Annotated in this window: 19 protein-coding genes; 2 read left to right on the top strand and 17 right to left on the bottom strand. The window is 58.7% G+C overall.

Going from position 1 to position 20,482, the window contains the following annotated elements; translation table 11 throughout:
* Positions 1-183: 183 nt before the first annotated feature.
* From fabG to ACYASS_RS09260, 5 genes are all read right to left on the bottom strand, one after another.
* Entirely contained in the window at positions 184-924 is a 741-nt protein-coding gene (fabG, locus tag ACYASS_RS09280) for a 3-oxoacyl-ACP reductase FabG (RefSeq protein ID WP_122664939.1), read from the bottom strand.
* A 14-nt stretch (positions 925-938) separates the two neighbouring features.
* The gene (fabD, locus tag ACYASS_RS09275) at positions 939-1,877 is read right to left on the bottom strand and encodes an ACP S-malonyltransferase (protein WP_463585915.1); all 939 of its coding nucleotides are present in this window, start codon (positions 1,875-1,877) and stop codon (positions 939-941) included.
* Positions 1,878-2,031: 154 nt separating this feature from the next.
* Positions 2,032-3,039, bottom strand: a complete 1,008-nt coding sequence (gene plsX, locus ACYASS_RS09270; RefSeq protein ID WP_463585914.1) for a phosphate acyltransferase PlsX — start codon at positions 3,037-3,039, stop codon at positions 2,032-2,034.
* Positions 3,040-3,043: 4 nt separating this feature from the next.
* Positions 3,044-3,226, bottom strand: coding sequence for a 50S ribosomal protein L32 (gene rpmF, locus ACYASS_RS09265; protein ID WP_002552688.1), 183 nt, complete (start codon positions 3,224-3,226; stop codon positions 3,044-3,046).
* Positions 3,227-3,239: 13 nt separating this feature from the next.
* The gene (locus ACYASS_RS09260; RefSeq protein WP_122664942.1) at positions 3,240-3,767 is read right to left on the bottom strand and encodes a YceD family protein; all 528 of its coding nucleotides are present in this window, start codon (positions 3,765-3,767) and stop codon (positions 3,240-3,242) included.
* A gap of 105 nt (positions 3,768-3,872) precedes the next feature.
* On the opposite strand from ACYASS_RS09260, the gene ACYASS_RS09255 reads away from it, so the two are divergent.
* A complete protein-coding gene (locus ACYASS_RS09255) occupies positions 3,873-4,451 on the top strand; it encodes a Maf family protein (protein ID WP_463585913.1) in 579 nt (192 codons plus the stop codon).
* Between the two features lie 445 nt (positions 4,452-4,896).
* On the opposite strand, the gene ACYASS_RS09250 is transcribed toward ACYASS_RS09255, so the two are convergent.
* From ACYASS_RS09250 to rluC, 3 genes are read right to left on the bottom strand one after another with little or no spacing between them, the layout of a single operon-like run.
* On the bottom strand, positions 4,897-5,901 hold the full coding sequence (locus tag ACYASS_RS09250) for a S49 family peptidase (protein ID WP_122664944.1): 1,005 nt from the start codon (positions 5,899-5,901) through the stop codon (positions 4,897-4,899).
* Between the two features lie 4 nt (positions 5,902-5,905).
* Entirely contained in the window at positions 5,906-6,607 is a 702-nt protein-coding gene (locus ACYASS_RS09245; protein ID WP_463585912.1) for an HAD-IA family hydrolase, read from the bottom strand.
* Complete coding sequence (gene rluC / locus ACYASS_RS09240; protein ID WP_463585911.1) at positions 6,597-7,553, bottom strand: 23S rRNA pseudouridine(955/2504/2580) synthase RluC; 957 nt, start codon at positions 7,551-7,553, stop codon at positions 6,597-6,599. Before rluC ends, ACYASS_RS09245 begins: the two co-directional genes overlap by 11 nt.
* A 712-nt stretch (positions 7,554-8,265) precedes the next feature.
* Here rluC and rne point away from each other — a divergent pair.
* Positions 8,266-11,562, top strand: coding sequence for a ribonuclease E (gene rne, locus ACYASS_RS09235; RefSeq protein ID WP_463585910.1), 3,297 nt, complete (start codon positions 8,266-8,268; stop codon positions 11,560-11,562).
* Positions 11,563-11,784: 222 nt separating this feature from the next.
* Here the strand turns inward: rne and ACYASS_RS09230 are convergent, their stop codons facing one another.
* The 9 genes from ACYASS_RS09230 to rluB all read right to left on the bottom strand — a co-directional run bounded on the left by ACYASS_RS09230 (position 11,785) and on the right by rluB (position 20,322).
* Positions 11,785-12,378, bottom strand: a complete 594-nt coding sequence (locus ACYASS_RS09230) for a nucleotidyltransferase family protein (RefSeq protein WP_463585909.1) — start codon at positions 12,376-12,378, stop codon at positions 11,785-11,787.
* Between the two features lie 145 nt (positions 12,379-12,523).
* A complete protein-coding gene (murB, locus tag ACYASS_RS09225; RefSeq protein WP_463585908.1) occupies positions 12,524-13,543 on the bottom strand; it encodes a UDP-N-acetylmuramate dehydrogenase in 1,020 nt (339 codons plus the stop codon).
* Positions 13,540-14,304, bottom strand: coding sequence for a 3-deoxy-manno-octulosonate cytidylyltransferase (gene kdsB, locus ACYASS_RS09220; protein WP_243247721.1), 765 nt, complete (start codon positions 14,302-14,304; stop codon positions 13,540-13,542). Before kdsB ends, murB begins: the two co-directional genes overlap by 4 nt.
* On the bottom strand, positions 14,301-14,486 hold the full coding sequence (locus ACYASS_RS09215) for a Trm112 family protein (RefSeq protein ID WP_058437370.1): 186 nt from the start codon (positions 14,484-14,486) through the stop codon (positions 14,301-14,303). The genes kdsB and ACYASS_RS09215 overlap by 4 nt, the downstream gene beginning before the upstream one ends.
* Before the next feature lie 17 nt (positions 14,487-14,503).
* Positions 14,504-15,499, bottom strand: a complete 996-nt coding sequence (gene lpxK, locus ACYASS_RS09210) for a tetraacyldisaccharide 4'-kinase (RefSeq protein WP_463585907.1) — start codon at positions 15,497-15,499, stop codon at positions 14,504-14,506.
* The gene (locus tag ACYASS_RS09205; protein WP_122664951.1) at positions 15,499-15,930 is read right to left on the bottom strand and encodes an ExbD/TolR family protein; all 432 of its coding nucleotides are present in this window, start codon (positions 15,928-15,930) and stop codon (positions 15,499-15,501) included. The genes lpxK and ACYASS_RS09205 overlap by 1 nt, the downstream gene beginning before the upstream one ends.
* Complete coding sequence (locus ACYASS_RS09200) at positions 15,927-16,601, bottom strand: MotA/TolQ/ExbB proton channel family protein (RefSeq protein WP_027898764.1); 675 nt, start codon at positions 16,599-16,601, stop codon at positions 15,927-15,929. Before ACYASS_RS09200 ends, ACYASS_RS09205 begins: the two co-directional genes overlap by 4 nt.
* Before the next feature lie 81 nt (positions 16,602-16,682).
* Positions 16,683-18,899, bottom strand: coding sequence for a DNA internalization-related competence protein ComEC/Rec2 (locus tag ACYASS_RS09195; RefSeq protein WP_463585906.1), 2,217 nt, complete (start codon positions 18,897-18,899; stop codon positions 16,683-16,685).
* A 166-nt stretch (positions 18,900-19,065) separates the two neighbouring features.
* A complete protein-coding gene (gene rluB / locus ACYASS_RS09190; protein WP_463585905.1) occupies positions 19,066-20,322 on the bottom strand; it encodes a 23S rRNA pseudouridine(2605) synthase RluB in 1,257 nt (418 codons plus the stop codon).
* Between the last annotated feature and the right edge of the window lie 160 nt (positions 20,323-20,482).

Below are 20,482 nucleotides of genomic sequence, written 5' to 3'. Positions count from 1 at the left end.
CGTGTTTTAACTCCTAGTGGACAAATTCAGGCAGCTGGCCGATGGGTAAGTGTATAGAAGAGGATTTGCGTATTTCAAGCTAAACGCAATTCCCGATACGCCCATCACCCTCTGCCCATTAAAAGATTTCAGCTTTATAACGGATTTTAGACAGCCCGTATTACATTTTTTTGAAACGGGCGATCACATATACATGCCGCCGTTAACGGGGATTGTAGCCCCGGTAACGTAGCCTGCACCTTCCGAGGCAAGAAAAGCGACAACATGCGCAATCTCTTCTGCCTGCCCCAGGCGACCCAGAGGAATCTGTGCCGTCAGGGAATCTCGTTGCGCCTGGGGTAGCTCACGGGTCATATCGGTATCGATAAAGCCCGGAGTTACCGAGTTCACGGTTACGGCACGCGAACCCACTTCACGCGCCAGGGCGCGACTGAAACCTTCCAGACCCGCTTTCGCGGCGGCATAGTTTACTTGGCCTGCGTTGCCCATGGCACCCACAACAGAACCAATACTGATGATTCGACCCCAACGCGCCTTGGTCATACCGCGCAAAACACCCTTCGACAGACGGAAAAGGCTGTTCAGGTTGGTGTTGACGACATCATTCCACTCGTCGTCTTTCATGCGCATCATCAGGTTGTCACGGGTGATGCCGGCATTGTTGACCAGAATCAGTGGCGCACCCACGCGCTCCTGAATCTGCGACAGCACGGAATCAACGGATTCGGCGTTGCAGACATCCAGCATAAGGCCAAAGCCTTCGATGCCGTTTTCCTTGAACGTCGCACTGATGCGCTCGGCACCGGACTCGGAAGTCGCGGTCCCGACGACAACGGCGCCATTACGACCCAATTCCAGGGCAATGGCTTGACCGATACCACGACTGGCACCGGTCACCAGTGCAACTTTACCTTGCAGGCTCATGCAAGCTCTCCTAATCAGGCCAGTGCCGCACGGGCGGCGGCGTAGGCGTCTGGGGTATCCAGGTTGTAGGTCGTCACGCCTTCGGCGCAACGCTTGTTCAGACCAGCCAGGACTTTGCCCGGGCCACACTCAATCAACTGGGTAGCGCCATTTGCAGCCAAAGCCTGGATCGACTCGACCCAACGGACCGGCTTGTACAACTGTTGCAGCAGATCGGTTTTCAACGTGGCCAGATCTGTCACGACACTGGCGCTGACGTTCTGCACCAATGGAATCTGCGGAGCCTGCCACTCAATCGCTTCGATCGACTCAGCAAAACGCTCGGCCGCCGGACGCATCAACTCACAGTGCGACGGAACGCTGACCGGCAATGGCAGGGCACGTTTTGCGCCACGCGCCTTGCACAACTCCATTGCGCGCTTTACAGCCTCGACGGAACCGGCGATGACGACCTGGCCCGGCGAGTTGAAATTGACCGCGCTGACCACTTCGCCCTGAGCCGCTTCGGCGCAGGCAGCGATAACATCGGCATCATCCAGGCCAAGAATGGCAGCCATGCCGCCCTGACCGGCCGGAACGGCTTCCTGCATCAACTGCCCGCGACGCTCTACCAGCTTGACTGCGTCAGCCAGGCTCAGACTCTGCGCCGCGACCAGCGCGCTGTACTCACCCAGACTGTGACCGGCAACAAAAGCAGGAACAGCGCCGCCCTCAGCCAGCCATACATGCCACAGGGCAACAGAAGCGGTAAGAATGGCCGGCTGGGTCTTGTCGGTCTGATTGAGCGACTCCACCGGACCTTCCTGAGTCAGCGCCCAGAGGTCATAACCCAAGGCATCGGATGCCTGCGCGAAAGTATCGAGGATCAAAGGATGCTGTGCGCCCTGATCGGCAAGCATGCCGAGCGATTGCGATCCTTGACCCGGAAAGACGAATGCGAGGGATGCAGACATTAAACAAGCCCCTGATTATTGTCGTCGAAATAAACGCCCGGCCTTGGCCGAGCGCGAGAAATTCTAATTACAGCCACTTGCCGATTTTGATGACCGGTCAGTCAGCAGCGTCACATTCTAGCGGAGATGAACCGCAAACGTCGCCAGAGAAAGCCTATAACAACTCTCCAAGGCGCCCATGCAAGCGTTGCGGCAGGTTTTCCTGAATCTCGATCAGCGCCCGCTGAATCGCACTTTGAAAGCCTTGCATACTGGCAGAGCCGTGACTCTTTACCACAATGCCTTGCAACCCGAGAAAACTCGCACCGTTGTGCCGGGCAGGCGCCAGATCTGCCTGTAAACGCTTTAGCAAGGGCATCGCCAGTGCACCAACCGCCCTGGACAACACATTTTGCCTGAACAAGGTTTCAATTCGCGCAGAGATCATGCTCGCCAACCCTTCGCTGGACTTCAGCACGATATTGCCGACAAAGCCGTCACAAACGACAACATCTGCCTCACCGCGATACAACCCGTCACCTTCGACAAAGCCTGTGTAGTTCAAGCCCGGAGCAGCCTGCAAAAGGCTCGCCGCCAGTTTGACCTGCTGATTGCCCTTGATGTCCTCGGTCCCGACGTTGAGCAGCGCGACCTTTGGCCGCACCACACCCAGCGCCTCAGCCGCCACCGACCCCATCACTGCAAATTGATAGAGATTTTCGGCACTGCAATCGACGTTCGCCCCCAAATCCAGCAACTGGCAGTAACCGCGCTGGGTTGGAATGGCTGCAACCATGGCTGGCCGATCAATCCCCGGGAGGGTTTTCAGCACAAAACGCGAGAGCGCCATCAAGGCCCCCGTGTTACCGGCACTGACACAGGCTTGCGCCTGCCCGCTTGCCACCAGATCCAATGCCACACGCATCGAAGAATCAGGCTTGCCACGCAATGCCTGAGAGGGCCGCTCGTCCATGGCAATCACTTCGCTGGCGTTCACAACGCGCAGACGTGAGCGATCCACACCTGAATGGCGGGAAATCAGTTCTTCAATAAGGGGGGCTTGACCCACAAGGATCAGATGAAGCGAGGGCGTAGCAGTCAGGCACGCGAGGCTAGCCTGAACAATGTTGCGGGGACCGAAGTCCCCGCCCATTGCGTCGATCGCGATGATCGGAGCGGACAAGAAATTACTCGTCAGCGCCCTTGTCGATCACTTTACGACCACGGTAAACACCTTCCGGCGAAACGTGGTGACGCAGGTGAATTTCACCAGTGGTCTTTTCTACCGACAGAGTGCTTGCCTCAAGAGCGTCGTGCGAACGACGCATGTCACGGGCAGAGCGGGATTTTTTGTTCTGCTGAACAGCCATAATTGATTAACTCCTAAACGTTTGGGTCACGCTTTAACTGCGCCAATACACTGAACGGGTTGGACCGCGTTACCTCGTCCACGCTCGGTTCGGGCTCATCGAGACCCGCCGGCTGCTGGCATTCTTCCGGATGATGAGCAGGCACAATGGGCAAGGCGAGCAAAAGCTCCTCCTCGATCAATGCCAGCAGATCCAATGGATCTTCGCCCAGTTCCAGCACGTCATAACCTTTCGGTAACGACTGGGTATTCGCACCCTCCTTCACCACGGCGTAACTGCACTCGCTGTGGATCGGCAGGGTGACCAGCTCAAGACAACGCTGGCAAACCATTTTGACTTCGACGTCGATTGCACTGTGGATAACCACGGAGCGACGTTCGTCACGCTCAAAAATGAATTTGGCCTGCACCGTACCGACGGTGTCGGAAAGCGGGTCGCAGAGTCTCTCCAAATCAGCCAGCAGCACTTCACCTTGAAGGGTAGTGCCACGATCAGCCAATTTGCGCGGGTCAACGTGAGGTGGAATCGGGTCATTCAACATAGGCGCAGCATTCTAGGGACGACCCCAAGGCATGTCAAAGGAAATTCAGGCCAATAATCCTGCACAAGACTGATTAGAATCAGTTTTCACTTTCTGGAGAACCGCATGTTGCCTTTACTCCTCGCTTCCAGCTCACCTTATCGCCGGGAATTGCTCGCCAGACTGCGCCTGCCGTTCGTCTGCGCGTCGCCTGATATCGATGAAAGCCACCGACCTGACGAGGGCGCAGTGGAGCTGGTCCGCCGCCTCGCTGAAGAGAAAGCCCGCGCGCTTGCAATCGAGTATCCCGGACATTTGATCATTGGTTCGGATCAGGTGGCTGTGCTGGATGGCGAGATTCTTGGCAAGCCTCATACGTTCGAACGTGCGCGAGATCAGTTGAGCAATGCCAGTGGATCTGGTGTGACTTTTTTGACTGGCCTTGCCCTTCTCAATAGCTCGACGGGGGTTTGTCAGGTTGATCATGTGCCGTTTACGGTGCATATGCGTACGCTGGATCAGGCTTGTATCGAGCGTTATTTGCGTGCGGAGCAGCCGTATGACTGCGCGGGCAGTTTCAAGGCTGAGGGGTTGGGTGCCAGTCTGTTTCGGAGTACTGAGGGGAGTGATGCTACGAGTTTGATTGGGCTGCCGCTGATTCGGTTGGTGGATATGCTTATAAAGGAAGGCGTGCAGGTGCCCTGATTGGGCATCGGACACGACCATCTTCATGCAGTGTTTTTTTGTGTACATATCCGTTACCGCTTTCACGGCGGCTATTGGTTGCGCTTTTACAGCGCGTCACTTTCGAAGAGCGCGAAAGTAACCAAAGCGCTCTTGCCCCACCACTTGGCACCTCGCTGTCGCTCGGTGTACCCGAACACAGACCCTGAACCGTGGGCCGCCGCAATGAGCCATCCATGGCCCAATGCGGCTAACCCGGCGTCCTGCCGGGTTACCCACACTTCAGAATCTGCGTTCGGCCAGCGTGGTTTAACGGGGCGCCCAAGATCAAAATCAAAAGCGTGGCGGCCTGACAGCCGACCTCATGCGCGGGCTTACCGAGCTATGGGCAGTGATGGCCGAACCGACCAGACCACAACAAAAAACCCGACCAATGGCCGGGTTTTTTATTGGGTCCGATTCGCAATCAGCGAAGCGTCGGTCCTTTGAAGCCTGCCCACATTGCGATTTGGTCAGCGACGCTGGCGCCCAGTTTTTTCGAGAAGCGATCGAACGGGGATTCCTGAACGGTGAAGTCGACCATTTCTTTCTCGCCGATTACTTCACGCGCGACGTAGCTGGAGCTGCCCAGTCCGTCGATCAGGCCCAGCGGCAGCGCTTGCTCGCCCGTCCAGACCAGGCCGGAAAACAGTTCCGGATGGTCTTTGTCTTTCAGGCGATCGCCGCGACCCTGTTTCACGCTGGCGATGAACTGGCGGTGGGTGGTGTCCAGGACGCTCTGCCAGAATGCGGTCTCGTCTTCTTTTTGTGGCTGGAACGGATCGAGGAACGACTTGTGCTCGCCCGACGTGTAGGTTCGACGATCCACACCCAGCTTTTCCATTGCACCGACAAAGCCGAAGCCTGCCGCGGTGACGCCGATGGACCCCACCAGACTGGCCTTGTCGGCGTAGATCTGGTCAGCGGCGCTGGCGATGTAATAGGCGCCCGAAGCTCCCAGGTCGGTGATCACGGCGTAGACCTTGATCTCCGGCTTTTCGGCACGCAAGCGACGAATCTCATCGGCAACGTAGCCCGACTGCACAGGGCTACCGCCCGGGCTGTTGATACGCAGGATTACGCCTTTGGTTTTCGGGTCCTCGAACGCCGCACGCAGGCTGCCAACGATGTTATCGGCGCTGGCAGGCTCCTTGTCGGCGATCATGCCTTCGATCTGGATCAGCGCGGTGTGATGCGCACTGCCAGAAGCACTCTTCTCGAAATCGCCCAGCGGCGTGAACAGGAACAATGCCGTGATCAGATAAAGGAAGGTCAGGCACTTGAAGAAAATCCCCCAGCGACGCGAGCGACGCTGCTCCTGAATGCCTGCCAGCAAGGTTTTTTCCAGCAACTTCCAGCTCTTCGCATCAGCCTTGCTGTCTGCGAGCTCATCCTTGTCCTGCGAAACCGGTGCTTTCCATTCGTCCGACATTTATTTACGACCCCAACAATGAAGACTGACGACTGCGATCACCCAGCCAGGTGCGCAGCTCGGAAAAATGCTCGATAGCCAACTGTGGCTCGTAGGTACGCAGCGAATCCAGCGATTGGGCACCGTAGCCAACAGCCACTGAATCCATGCCAGCGTTACGCGCCATCAACAGATCGAAAGAAGAATCACCCACCATCAACGCCCGCCCCGGCTCAACCCCGCAATACTGCAGGATTTCATTGAGCATCAGCGGATCAGGCTTGCTGGCGGTTTCATCCGCAGCGCGGGTGATGTCGAAATAATCGAGCCAGTCATGCGCCTTGAGTACACGATCAAGGCCGCGACGCGCCTTACCCGTCGCTACGGCCATCTTGTAACCCTCGGCGCGCCAGCCTTCAATGGATTCGCGCACTGCCTCGAACAAAGGCGAAGCGACGTCGTTATCCATGGCCATATAGCTGTCGGCGTAATGCTGACGGAAGTCGATCAGGTCATTGGCCGTGATATCCGGATAAAGCGTTCGAATCGCTTCGGGCAGCCCCAGACCGATAATGCCTTTGATGGCCAGCTCATCACGCTCCGGCCTGCCGCTTTCTACAGCTGCGGCGCGCATGGCGGCGACGATACGACCAATGGAGTCGGCCAGCGTGCCGTCCCAGTCGAAAATCAACAAATCGTACTTCGATGATTCAAAATCAGGTCGCACTCAAACGCTCCACGGTCTTGGCCCACATCTCATCCACGGGTGCCTGCAATTTAAGCTCGCCACCATCCTGCAGTGGCACGGTCAGCATGTAAGCATGCAAGAACAAGCGCTTGCCGCCCAGGTCACGAATCTCGCGACTGAAGTCTTCGTCGCCGTATTTGGTATCACCTGCAATTGCGTGCCCCGCATACAGCGTGTGCACGCGAATCTGGTGAGTACGGCCGGTCACCGGCTTGGCCTCGACCATAGTGGCGAAGTCACCGAAACGGCGCAGCACTTTGAAAATCGTCAGTGCCTCTTTGCCTTCATCATTGACCTCGACCATGCGCTCGCCGGAACGCAGATTACTTTTGAGCAACGGAGCACTGACGCGCTTCTGGGCGGTATCCCAACGACCGCGCACCAACGCCATGTAGCGCTTGTCGACGCCGTCGCCGCGCAAGGCCTCATGCAGGTGGCGCAACATGCTGCGCTTCTTGGCAATCATCAGCAGCCCGGAAGTGTCGCGATCCAGGCGGTGCACCAGCTCCAGCTCTTTGGCATCCGGACGCATCTGCCGGAACGCCTCGATAACACCGAAATTCAGGCCGCTGCCGCCATGTACGGCAATACCTGCGGGCTTGTTAAGCACGATCAGCGCCTTGTCCTCGTAGACAATCGCCGCTTCAAGGCGCTGCAGGAGCCCCTGAGCCACAGGCACAGGTTCATCCCGCTCAGGCACGCGCACCGGCGGAACCCGGATGATGTCGCCCGCCTGCAACTTATACTCGGGCTTGATCCGCCCCTTGTTCACCCGCACTTCGCCTTTGCGCAAGATGCGGTAGATCAAGGTCTTGGGCACGCCTTTGAGGAAAGTGACAAGAAAGTTATCGATACGTTGACCGGCATATTCCGGCGCAACCTCTACCAGCTGGACGCCAGGGGTTGGAGGGGTGATATTCGTCATGGCGCAAATCATAACAATTTTTATGGATTTGAAGCACTTAATGATTGCTGCTATAGTCGCGAACGCCGCCAAAAGCGGCCTGGACAGCGGACAAACGGTTTATGACCGGCCCTGCCCTACGCAATTCACGAGGACGCGAGGCCGTCCTACGGGGCTTTCGGTGACAACGGATTGGCTGCAAACGTAACAAGCGCAGGTGACATGAGGCCTGATAGACGCCAGATCGCAGAGTTATCACTCGCCTTCAGAGCTAAAAAATCACGGCCAGTTCACAAAGTGCAGTCGTTTACAGACGCTCCGAGCGAATGTTTCGGAAACAAACGCCTTAAGCCATGATGCGCGACCCTCCCTCTGGAAGGCCGCGGTAAATGCCAACCCGTTGCGGATTCTGCGCACGGCAGCACCCGAATTATCAGGGATACGTGTAGGGTGGAGACGCACAACCATCGGACTGTGTAGCACAAGGCTTGTTTTAGACGCTTCATCTCGTCCGCTACCGATGGTCGATTCCTCCTCCTGACAAAGCTTTTGCTGAAAGGGTGTCTTTTGTCACCACAGCAAGCAGGAAACGTCGTCGCGACTCCGGCCCCGTTGGCCGTAATCTCGCTAGACACTGGAGTGTCCAACCACTCCTGACGTGCCCTGACACCGACCGTGAGAAGTCGTGTGTGCCGAACGCCGTTTCCGGCAGCCCGGAAACCGACGGTACTACATGAAAAGAATGCTGATTAATGCAACTCAACCCGAAGAGTTGCGCGTTGCACTGGTAGACGGCCAGCGCTTATATGACCTGGACATCGAGTCCGGTGCCCGCGAGCAGAAAAAGGCCAATATCTATAAAGGCCGGATCACTCGCATCGAACCCAGCCTTGAGGCTGCCTTTGTCGATTTCGGCTCTGAGCGCCACGGCTTCCTGCCTCTCAAAGAAATCTCCCGCGAGTACTTCAAGAAAGCCCCCGAAGGCCGCGTCAACATCAAGGACGTCCTGACCGAAGGCCAGGAAGTTATCGTTCAGGTCGAAAAAGAAGAGCGCGGCAACAAAGGCGCAGCCCTGACGACCTTCATCAGTCTGGCCGGTCGTTACCTGGTCCTGATGCCAAACAACCCGCGTGCAGGCGGTATTTCCCGTCGCATCGAAGGCGAAGAGCGCAACGAACTGCGCGAAGCGCTGAACGGCCTGATTGCTCCAGCCGACATGGGTCTGATCGTTCGTACTGCCGGCCTGGGCCGCAGCAGCGAAGAAATGCAGTGGGACCTCGACTACCTGCTGCAACTCTGGACCGCCATCAAAGAAGCTTCGCTGGACCGCGCTGCTCCATTCCTGATCTACCAGGAAAGCAACGTCATCATCCGCGCCATCCGCGACTACCTGCGCCAGGACATCGGCGAAGTGCTGATCGACAGCATCGAAGCCCAGGAAGAAGCCCTGACCTTCATCCGTCAGGTGATGCCGCAGTACGCCAGCAAGATCAAGCTGTACGAAGACAGCGTTCCGCTGTTCAACCGTTTCCAGATCGAAAGCCAGATCGAGACCGCCTTCCAGCGCGTCGTTGAACTGCCTTCCGGCGGCTCCATCGTTATCGATCCAACCGAAGCCCTGGTGTCCATCGACATCAACTCGGCGCGCGCCACCAAAGGCAGCGACATCGAAGAAACCGCTCTGCAGACCAACCTGGAAGCGGCTGAAGAAATCGCCCGTCAGTTGCGCCTGCGTGACATCGGCGGCCTGATCGTCATCGACTTCATTGACATGACGCCGGCCAAGAACCAGCGCGCCGTGGAAGAAAAAGTCCGCGAAAGCCTCGAAGCTGACCGCGCTCGCGTTCAAGTCGGTCGCATCTCGCGCTTCGGCCTGCTGGAAATGTCCCGTCAGCGCCTGCGTCCATCGTTGGGCGAAAGCAGCGGTATCGTCTGCCCACGCTGCAACGGCACCGGCATCATCCGTGATGTTGAATCGCTGTCGCTGGCTATCTTGCGCCTGATCGAAGAAGAAGCCCTGAAAGACCGTACCGCTGAAGTCCGCGCTCAAGTGCCGATTCCGGTTGCGGCTTTCCTGCTCAACGAAAAACGCAACTCGATCACCAAGATTGAACTGCGCACCCGCGCCCGCATCATCATCCTGCCGAACGATCACCTCGAAACGCCGCATTTCGAAGTTCAGCGTCTGCGTGATGACAGCCCGGAAGCCCACACTCTGCAGTCCAGCTATGAAATCGCTGCCGCTGCTGCTGAAGTGGAAGAAGTTCAGCCAGCTGCCGCCACCCGAACCCTGGTTCGTCAGGAAGCTGCAGTCAAAACTGCTCCACCGCGCGCCAACGCTCCGGTTCCGGTTGAGGCCGCCGCTGCTGCTCCAGCGCCAGTCGCTCACGAGCCAAGCCTGTTCAAAGGTCTGGTCAAGTCTCTGGTGAGCCTGTTCGCCACCAAGGAAGAGCCAGCCGCACCGGTTGTGGTTGAAAAGCCTGCCGCCGAACGCCCTGCGCGCAACGAAGAACGCCGCAACGGCCGTCAACAAAGCCGTGGCCGCAACAACCGTCGCGACGAAGAACGCAAGCCGCGTGAAGAACGCGCCGAACGTGCGCCACGCGAAGAGCGTGCTCCACGTGAGGAACGCGCACCTCGTGAAGAACGTGCACCGCGTGCTCCACGTGAGGCCGTCGACGAAAACAATGCAGCACCGCGTGAAGAACGCCCGGCCCGCGCACCGCGTGAAGAGCGCGCACCTCGTGCTCCACGCGCGCCACGTGAAGACCGCAAGCCGCGTGAAGAGCGTGTACGTGAACTGCGCGAACCTCTGGATGCCGCTCCGGCAGCCGATGCTCCGCGTGAAGAGCGTGCACCTCGCGAGGAACGCGCTCCACGCGAAGAGCGCCAACCCCGTGCGCCGCGTGAAGAACGTGCACCTCGCGCTGAGCAGGCCGCAGCTGCGGTCAGCGAAGACGAAGTGCTGCCGAACGAAGAACTGGCTACCGAAGATCATCAGGACGGTGCAGAAGGCGATCGCCCTCGCCGCCGCTCCCGTGGTCAGCGTCGTCGCAGCAACCGTCGTGAGCGTCAGCGTGACGCAAACGGCAACGTGATCGAAGGTTCCGAAGGCGCTGAAGAAGAAGGCAGCGAATCCGGCAACTCCGATCAGGCAGCAGGCCTGGCTATTACAGCCGCTACCGCAGCCGTTGCCAGCAGCGTTATCAGTGCACCAGCCGAAGCCGAAGCCAACCGCCAGGCCGAGCGCGCAACTGCTACCGTGGACTCTACCGACTCGTCTTTCGTACCGCAGGCTGTTATCGAAACCCCTTCGATCCAGACTCCAGCGTTCGAAGCTCCGGTTGAAGCATCGGCAGTAGAAACGCCTGCTGTTGAGGCTCCAATTGCTCAAGACGCACCGAAAGCCGAAAAAGCTCCGGACGTTGAAGTGCAGTCTGCTGAAGTGCCAGCGGTTGTCGAAGCGGCTCCTCAGGTCATCGCTGAAGCCCCGGCTCTGGCTGCACAGACCGAGCTGTTCGAAGCACCACACGCAGAACGTGTTGTTCCTTTCAAGCCAACGCCAGAGCCGACAACACCAGCCACGCAGGTTGAGGAAGTAGCACCGGCTCGCGCGGAGGCTGTAGACACTCAGTCGGCTGAACTGCCAACTCCAGCGCCAGTGGTTGCCGAGGAACCTGCTCCGTACGCCGCACCTGAAGTTGTTGCGACTCCGCCTACCGCAGAAGCAGCAGTGGCGGTTGCCCCTGAAGCTCCAGCTCTGCCGGTCAGCACCAACGGCCGCGCGCCTAACGATCCACGTGAAGTCCGTCGTCGCAAGCGTGAAGCCGAGCGCCTGCAAAAGGAAGCTGAAGAAGCCGCAGCGAATACCGTTGCAGCTCCTGTGGCAGCCGAAGTCGAAGCAGTTCAGCCCGCAATTGAAGCAGTAGAACCTGCTCCGGTTGCCGAGCAGAACCTGCAGTCGACTGACGAAGCCGTCCAGCACCATGAAGCCAAGGAAGAGAGCACCGAGCCTAAACCCCTCGCCTGATCCTTGACTGAATGAAAAAGCCCCACCTGTGAAAGCAGGTGGGGCTTTTTTTATGAGCCTTGGGAATCTGTAGTAATGATGGAATCAACCTTCGCCTACATTGACGCCATCGCGAGCAAGCTCACTCCTACATGGGATCGGGTTGCAACTGTAGGAGTGAGCTTGCTCGCGATGGCGATGCTACGGACATAAATCAGCGTACAGATGGACGTAAATGCCTTATCAAGAAACAAACACCAACCGATCCGGTACATCCACATCCCAAAGGACTCCCGGATCATCTACCTCTATCTGCTGGACACAGCCCTCCCGGAACAATCGCCTCGCGCCCTGATCACCGCTCAACCCCTTCAATGCAGGACCGTATTGGCGACCGAACCCTACTGGATGGCCAAACTCGGTCTTCAGGGCTGGCACAGAGATTCGCCCGTCTTCCAACGAAGCAACAACCTGATGCAGGGTCTGAGGCAGGATAAAAGGCATGTCGCCCAGAACGATCAGCCAGGCACGATGATCCGGTTCGGCAGCCACGGCAGCGGCGATACTGTCGCCCATACCCGCTGAAGCCAGCATGACCAGCTCACAGCCATAGTGGTGAGCAAGCGCTATGATTTGCGAACAGTCGGGCCGGGTAATCACCAGAACCTTGTCGACAACCCCTTGCAGGTTGACGAGCGTCTGCTCCAGTACCGGACGCTCTCTACCATCACGCCCCACGCATGAAGCAAGCAACTTGCTCTGCCCCTGCCCGGCAATGGCTCGAAACCGACGACTTTCTCCGGCAGCGAGGACGATGGCACACACAGTGTTGGTCATGGTTACTCCCTTCCTGGGCATAGGTGACTACACAACACTTAATTCTGTAGAAGCGCACGAGCAACGCGAGGCGGTCTACCTGGCACACCGCCATCGCGGCCTCGCGTTGCTCGTGCGCTCCTACAAGAATCTTTTTTAATTCAACTCAATACAGATTGGGTTCCATTTCCAGCGCAACACCAAAGCGTTTAGCGATGTCAGCCTGGATGCGTTGCGCCAAAGCGTGCAGTTGCAAGCCCGTCGCCTGCCCGTAATTGACCAGAACCAATGATTGCAGCCGGTGAACACCAGCATCGCCTTCGCGATAGCCCTTCCAGCCAGCCTGCTCAATGAGCCAGCCCGCGGCAAGTTTCACCTGACCGTCAGGCTGTGGATAACCCACCAGCGCGGGATACGTTTGGCGGATCTGCTCGGCCAGCTCGGCAGATACCAGAGGATTCTTGAAGAAGCTGCCGGCATTGCCTAGCACTGCCGGGTCCGGGAGCTTTTCACTGCGTATCGCACAGATCGCCGCACTGACATCACGCGGCGTCGGCTGCTTGATACCCTGCTCTTCCAGACGCTGACGCACAGGACCATATTCAAGGTGCAAATGAGGATCACGAGTGAGAAGGAAGCGCACCCGTAAAATCACCCAGCGGCCGATCTCATGCTTGAACAGGCTGTCGCGATAACCGAAAGCACACTCCTCCAGGGAAAAATCACGCAGTTCACCCGTCTGACGGTCAAGCGCCGTCAGACCGTGAAACAGATCCTTGATTTCCACCCCGTAGGCGCCGATGTTCTGCATGGGCGCAGCGCCAACGGTACCGGGAATCAGGCTCAGGTTCTCCAGCCCGGCGAGCCCCAACTCAAGGCATGACAACACGAACGGATGCCACGGTTCGCCCGCCTCAGCCTCGACGACTGCCTGCAGGCAATCTTCCCGCAGGACACGTATGCCGCGACTGGCCATGCGCAACACCAACGCCTGCACATCACCTGTCAGCAGTAAGTTGCTGCCTCCGCCGATCACCATCAGCGGCAGATCATGCTCCGCGCTATAAGCCAGCGCATCGCGCACATCGTCATCGTTATGCGCTTCGGCAAACATCTGTGCTTTTACATCAACGCCGAACGTGTTGAACGGACGGAGTGAAACAGCGAACTGCGGTTGCAACGTCAAATCTCCAGCAAGCGACGAACGCGCTCAAGGTCTTCTGGCGTATCGACGCCAGCGGGTGGTGCTTCCAGCGCATCAGCGACATGAATCCGGATGCCATGCCAGAGCGCACGCAACTGCTCCAGACTTTCAGTATTTTCCAGCCAGCATGGCCCCCAGCTCACGAAGTCATGCAGGAATCCTGCGCGATAAGCGTAGATTCCGATATGTCGACGATAAGGCACGCCCGCAGGCAATTGCTCGCGATCGCTGGCCAGTGCGTCCCGGGCCCAAGGCAATGGCGCGCGACTGAACGTCAGGGCCAGGCCGTTGATATCAGACACGACCTTGACCACGTTCGGGTTGAACAACGCTGCCACGTCATCAATGGGCTCGGCCAGCGTCGACATACGGGCTTCAGGGTGGGCAGCAAGGTTGTCGGCCACCTGATCGATCACCGCAGGCGGGATCATGGGCTCGTCGCCTTGCACGTTGACCACGATAGCGTCGGCTTCCAGACCCAACTGTGTAGCGACCTCGGCCAGCCGGTCAGTACCAGAATTGTGATCGTCACGCGTCAGCAGCACTTCAGCACCAAAGGCCTTGCAGGCCTCAACGATGCGCGCATCGTCGGTGGCGACCACAACCCGTGCCGCGCTGCTCTTGCGTGCCTGTTCCCAGACATGCTGGATCATCGGCTTGCCAGCAATCTCTTTGAGCGGTTTGCCCGGAAAACGACTGGAGCCGTAACGCGCCGGGATAACGACCGTAAATGCTGCTGTCATTTGTCCAGACGCTCTTCAGTGCTCAGCGTGCGCGCTTCGCTTTCGAGCATCACCGGGATGCCATCGCGAATCGGATAAGCCAGGCCTGCGCCTTTGCTGATCAGCTCGGTTTTATCGGCGCTGAGCTTCAGCGGCCCCTTGCAGATCGGGCAAGCGAGGATGTCGAGTAATTTGGTGTCCATAAGAAATCCTGAGCGAATCATGGCAAAAGACGTAACAACTGCGAATCGAACCAACTGATAAAAGCATCGGATGGCACCGCATCCACAGCCAGGTACCACCAGTCATCCGCCGCGAAGGGCCGGCATTTCACGGCATCCTTTTCGGTCATGACAACAGGCAGCGCCGGAGAAAAGGTCAGCGCTTGAGCACTGAAAACAGCATGGTCGGCGAACGCATGGGTGACCGGTCGCCAGTGTAGCCCTTCGAGAGTATTGAAGAAACGCTGAGGATTACCGATGCCGGCCACGGCGTGAAGCGCCTGCCCGGCCGGGAAGAACTCCAGCGCCTGACGCTCGCCGCTGCGCAGATTGACCAGCGCCGAAGGTTGCAACTGAAAGGCATAGCCGTCGTCCCGATCAGCGCTTGCTCCGTTGTAGAGCAACGCATCAACACTTTCGAGACGCTCGACAGGTTCGCGCAGCGGGCCTGCGGGTAGACAACGGCGATTACCCAGCCCACGAGCAGCATCGATCAGAACCAATTCCAGATCTCGCGCCAGCCGGTAATGCTGCAGGCCATCATCGGAAAGAATCAGATCCAGCGACTCACTGTCGAGCAGCGCCTGCACGGCACGGCTGCGATCAGGGTCAATCATCAACGGCACACCGCTGCGCTGTACGATGAGCAAGGGTTCATCGCCCGCCTCAGCGGCGCTTTGCTCGGCGGTCACACGCCACGGCAGGCTCGGCGGTTTAGCGCCGTAACCGCGGCTGACCACGCCAACACGCAGGCCGCGGCGGCGACAGTGTTCGATCATCCACAGGATCAACGGTGTCTTGCCGGTGCCACCAATGGTGATATTACCCACGACGACGACCGGCACAGGTGCTTTGTATATCTCGCCCTGCCCCGCCAGAAAACGCTCACGCTTGCCCTGCACGACTCGCCGATAGAGGCTCTCCAGTGGACGCAGCAGCATCAGCGCCGGATGGCCGTTGTACCAGGCGTCAAGCAAGCGGTCAGAAAGTGCCATTAGTTAGCCGGTGCGGCTTCGACCGTGGTCATGCGCAGGTGGCTGAAACCCAGCTTGCCTGCGGCGTCCATGGCAGTGATCACCGATTGATGCGGAGTTTTACCGTCAGCACTGATCGACAGCGGCAGACTGGTATCACCGGCAGACTCCCGCTGAAGCGCATCGATCAAGGTTTGCAGGTCGTTTTTCGGCAGCAATTGATTGTTTACCGAAAAGACGCCGTCAGCGTTGATAGTGATGTCCAGATGCTTGAGATCGGCATCCGTTTCCGGAGCGCCGGTCACCGCCTGCGGCAAGTCAACGCGCAATTGGGTTTCGCGAGTAAAGGTCGTGGTCACGATAAAGAACAGCAGCAGGATGAACACCACATCAATCAACGAAACAAGGTTGATGTCGATGTTCTCCCTGACCTTGCGACGACGAAACTTCACTTTTTGCGACCCTCGCCCCGAGCCTGCGACTTGAGGTCGATTTTTGGATCGTTCAGGTCAACTTCGCGATCACCCTGCACAACCTCTACAAGCTTGATGGCTTCCTGTTCCATGCCGACCACCAGTTCATCGACCCGGCTTTGCAGGTAACGATGAAAGAAGATCGCAGGAATCGCGACGATCAGGCCAGACGCCGTACAGATCAGCGCTTTGGAGATACCGCCCGCCAGAACCGAGGCATTGGCTGTATTGCCGGTGGCATTGAACGACCCGAAAATGTCGATCATGCCCAGTACCGTACCGAGCAAGCCGAGCAGAGGTGCCATGGCAGCGATGGAGCCCAGCGCACTGAGATAACGCTCCAGGTCATGAATGACCCGGGCAGCAGCCTCTTCAATGCACTCTTTCATGATTTCGCGGCCATGCCGTGAATTGGCCAGGCCTGCGGCAAGAATCTCGCCCAGCGGGGAATCGGCACGCAGTTGCTTGAGCTTTTCCTTGTCGAGCTTTTTGTCCTGAATCCACTGCCAGACTTGCCCTACCAGATGCGGCGGGGTAATGCGGCTAGCACGAAGGGTCCAGAGGCGCTCGATGATAATGCCGACCGCAGCAATGGAACTCAGAATGATCGGCAGCATCATCCAGCCGCCAGATTTGACCAGTTCCCACACAGTGACGACTCCCTCGAAAAATTGGCGCCACTCTATCATAGGGTCAGCGACTCGCCGAAGCCTGCGAGCAATATCCTTGCGTCAGTCCCTCCAGAAACGCCTCTCTGCCCGCTGCGACCGCGGCTTGTCGAAGGTCCCGAGGTGCAGGCTGATCGCACCCAGCTCGGCGCTGTCCCAGGTGGGAATGCCGAACCAGTGATAGCGCGCCATGATCAACGGATGCGGGTGCCCGAAGGCATTATTGCGGCCTCGGGAAATCAATACGCCGCGAGGGGCGACCGAACGCACAAAGCTTTTCGATGAAGAAGTACGACTGCCGTGGTGCGGCGCTTGCAGCCAGTCGGCGCGTACATCGCGGCCACTGTCGATCAGCGCTTGTTCGGCCTCCGCATCGATATCCCCGGTCAACAACAAGCGCTCGCCCTGAGCATCGATCATCAGCACACACGAGGCCTGATTCCCCTCTCTGGCATCACTCCAGCGCCAGGTCGAAAACACCACACCGTCCCATTCCCAGCGCTCATCATTGGTACACAGTTGCGCGTTCAGCAACGGTGACAGCCTTTCCAGCTCACCGCCCAGCACCCGCTTGACCGGCAAGCCTTGATGGACCGCCTGCGCGCCACCGGCATGATCCGCGTCGGCGTGGCTGATCAACATCAGATCAAGCTGGCGTGCACCGGTCTTGCGTATGGCGGGCAACACGACGCGCTGGCCGATATCGAATTCACCGAAACGTGGCCCCGCGTCATAGAGCAGTGCGTGGTGTCGAGTACGCAAAAGAATCGCCAGCCCTTGGCCGACGTCCAGTTGCAGAACTTCGACTTGCCCGTGCGGCACGCTTTTCAGAGGCGGGAACACGCAAAGCAGCAACAGTGGCCAACCCAGCCCGCGCAACGGCACACCACCGGGCAAGAGCAACAACACGCCGCCCAGCAGACTCAGCACCCAGGCCCAGAACGGAATGGCGCTCGGGACCCAGGCAGGCAACCACCCGGCAACCCAGCCGAGAAACCTGAACAACCACTCCAGCGCGCCCCCTGCCAGCCATAACAACCCTTCTCCCAAATACGGAACAGGCAGGAGCAAGGTCCCGAGCAACGCAGGCGGCAGGATCAGGAAGCTGACCCACGGCACCGCGACGAGATTGGCAAACGGACCACTCAAACTGATGGGCAGGTTCAGCGCCAGCAACACAGGTAACAGACCAATGGCGATCAACCACTGGGCGCGGGTCCAGCTTTGCAGCCAGCTCCAGGCACCCAGCCGCCCACCGAATATCAGAATCAGAATCGCCACGGCAATAAATGACAGCCAGAAGCCCGGCTGCAAACTGGCCAGTGGCTCAAACACCAGCACCACATTCAGCGACACTAGTAGCGGCCCGACCGCCCCCAGATGACGAAAGCGCAGACGCCAGAGCAGGACCATGCCCACCATGACGCAGGCCCGACGCACCGGCACTTCAAAACCTGCCAGCAAGCCATAACCGAGCGCTGCACTGAACGCCAACCCGCACGCCCATGGCAACCACGGCAAGGCCCGCGGCCACAGCCCCCAACGCGCCAGCCCGGCGATAAACGCGTACATCACACCCGCCAACAAGCCCACATGCTGCCCGGAAATCACCAGCAAATGCACGGTGCCGGTGTCCTGCAGGATCTGCCAGTCAACCGTGCTCAAGCCCGAGCCATCACCCAGGACCAATGCAGCCAGACCGCCTTCACGCCCTTGCGCGTCTACCGCCAACAAGCGCTGGCGTATAGCGTCTCGCCAGCCGGACGCAGCGGACTTCAACAATTGCCCATCAGAGACAGTTCCAGTGGCACCGATACGCTGGGCGAGCAGCCAGGCTTCGTAATCAAAGGCATGCGGGTTGGCCAGTCCGCCCGGGCGCTTGAGCTTGACAGCCAGACGCCAGTGTTCACCACTGCGCACCTGTGGACCGCCATACCAGGCTACCCGCATGCGCTCCGGCAATCTGAATCGTCTGGATTGCAGCCCTTCCAGCTCAAAGCGCACCACACCTTCGGTTAACGCAGGCAAACCGACGACCTTGCCTTGCAACCAGACAGTCTGACCGTCCAGCTTCGGCGACAGGCGATCATCCAGCGCCCATTGCGCCGAGACGCACGCCCAACTGAAACCGAATAAAAACAAAGCGATGGGGTATGTGCGGAACGGCAACAGCATCAAAGCCAGCACCGGCATAACGAGCAACAGCCACAGTGGTGGCAAAACCGGTAAAAAGCGTAGCGCCAGTAACCCCAAGGCCAGCGCGAACATCCCTGTACGCATAGCGCCCATCCCGATAACGTCGAAGACACCCTTACGGCTTAGCTCAGCCGGGCAAAAGCGTCGGGATCAAGTGTCACAAGGTCTTGTGCGGGGTAAATCAGAGACCAAAAAAAACGCCCATCTTTCGATGGGCGTTTTTCATTCGCTCAAGCCAGTCGCCAAGCGTTTACTGCGGCTTGCGACGACCGAAACCCGGGCGCTGGCCCGAGCCCGATGCGGGGCCACGGCGCTTACCGGACGGCGCGTCATCGACCAGATTGATACCTGGGCGCTTTGGCGACGGTTTGGCCGGACGTTTGTTCATGTCGCTCGGACGCTCAGCCACTGGTGTGCCACGGCTGTTATCTGAGCGAGTGTCGCTGCGGCCATTGGCTGGGCGCGGAGTGCGTGGCGCCGACTTGTTAGGGTCGTTGCGCTGACCACGACCGGAATCCGAGCGCGGTGCAGCAGGACGCTGGGCGCGATCACGATCACTGCCGGTCACTTGCGGCTGACGTGGAGCACGCTCGCCAGTCGGAGCAGCATCCTTGGCCGGGCGAAGGGTGCGCACACGCTCGCTTTTGCCCAATGGGCGGGAGGATTGACGCTGCAAGCGCTCCATCTTGTCCTTGGTCTTGGCGTTCATCTGCGGCTGAGCCACAGGTGTCAGGCCTACTTCAGCGCTGAGGATATCCACCTCGTACTGGCTCATTTCGCGCCAGCGGCCCATCGGCAGGTCGGAGTTGAGGAACACCGGTCCGTAACGCACGCGCTTCAGGCGGCTGACCACCAGGCCCTGGGATTCCCACAGGCGACGCACTTCGCGGTTACGGCCTTCCATCACCACGCAGTGATACCAGTGGTTGAAACCTTCACCACCCGGCGCTTGCTGTATGTCGGTGAAACGTGCCGGACCGTCTTCGAGGATCACCCCGTTCTTCAGGCGCAGCAGCATGTCGTCATCGACTTCACCGCGGACGCGCACAGCGTATTCACGGTCCATTTCGAAAGACGGGTGCATCAGACGGTTGGCCAGCTCACCATCGGTGGTGAACATCAGCAAGCCGGTGGTATTGATGTCCAGACGACCGATATTGACCCAACGGCCTTCTTTTGGACGCGGCAGGCGATCGAACACCGTCGGGCGACCTTCAGGGTCGTCACGGGTACAGATTTCACCATCCGGCTTGTTGTACATGATCACGCGGCGCACCGTTTCGGCGGCCTCTTCGCGCTTGATGACGCGGCCATCAACGCTGATCGCATCATGCAGATCAACGCGTTGACCCAAGGTCGCGTCCTTGCCATTGACCTTGATACGGCCCTGGCTGATCCAGGCTTCAACGTCGCGACGCGAACCTACGCCAATACGTGCCAGAACCTTCTGCAGTTTTTCACCTGCGGGTCCGATTTCCTGGCTGTCCTGCTTGTCTTGTTCACTCATCTGGGCACCTCCCGGTGTGTCGATTCAGGGGACGCCGAGGACCGGCGCAACCTGTTGCCTGGGGCTGTGGATAGCCACGAGGCGTAATACTGAAAACTTCTGACGCTAAACTCATCACGAGCAGAATCGCCAAAAGGTCGCGAATCATACGCTCACATAA

The sequence above is a fragment of the Pseudomonas sp. HP_14 genome (genome assembly GCF_055283875.1).
Note: the sequence above shows the minus strand (reverse complement) of the source record. Positions and strands in the feature narration are given on the sequence as shown.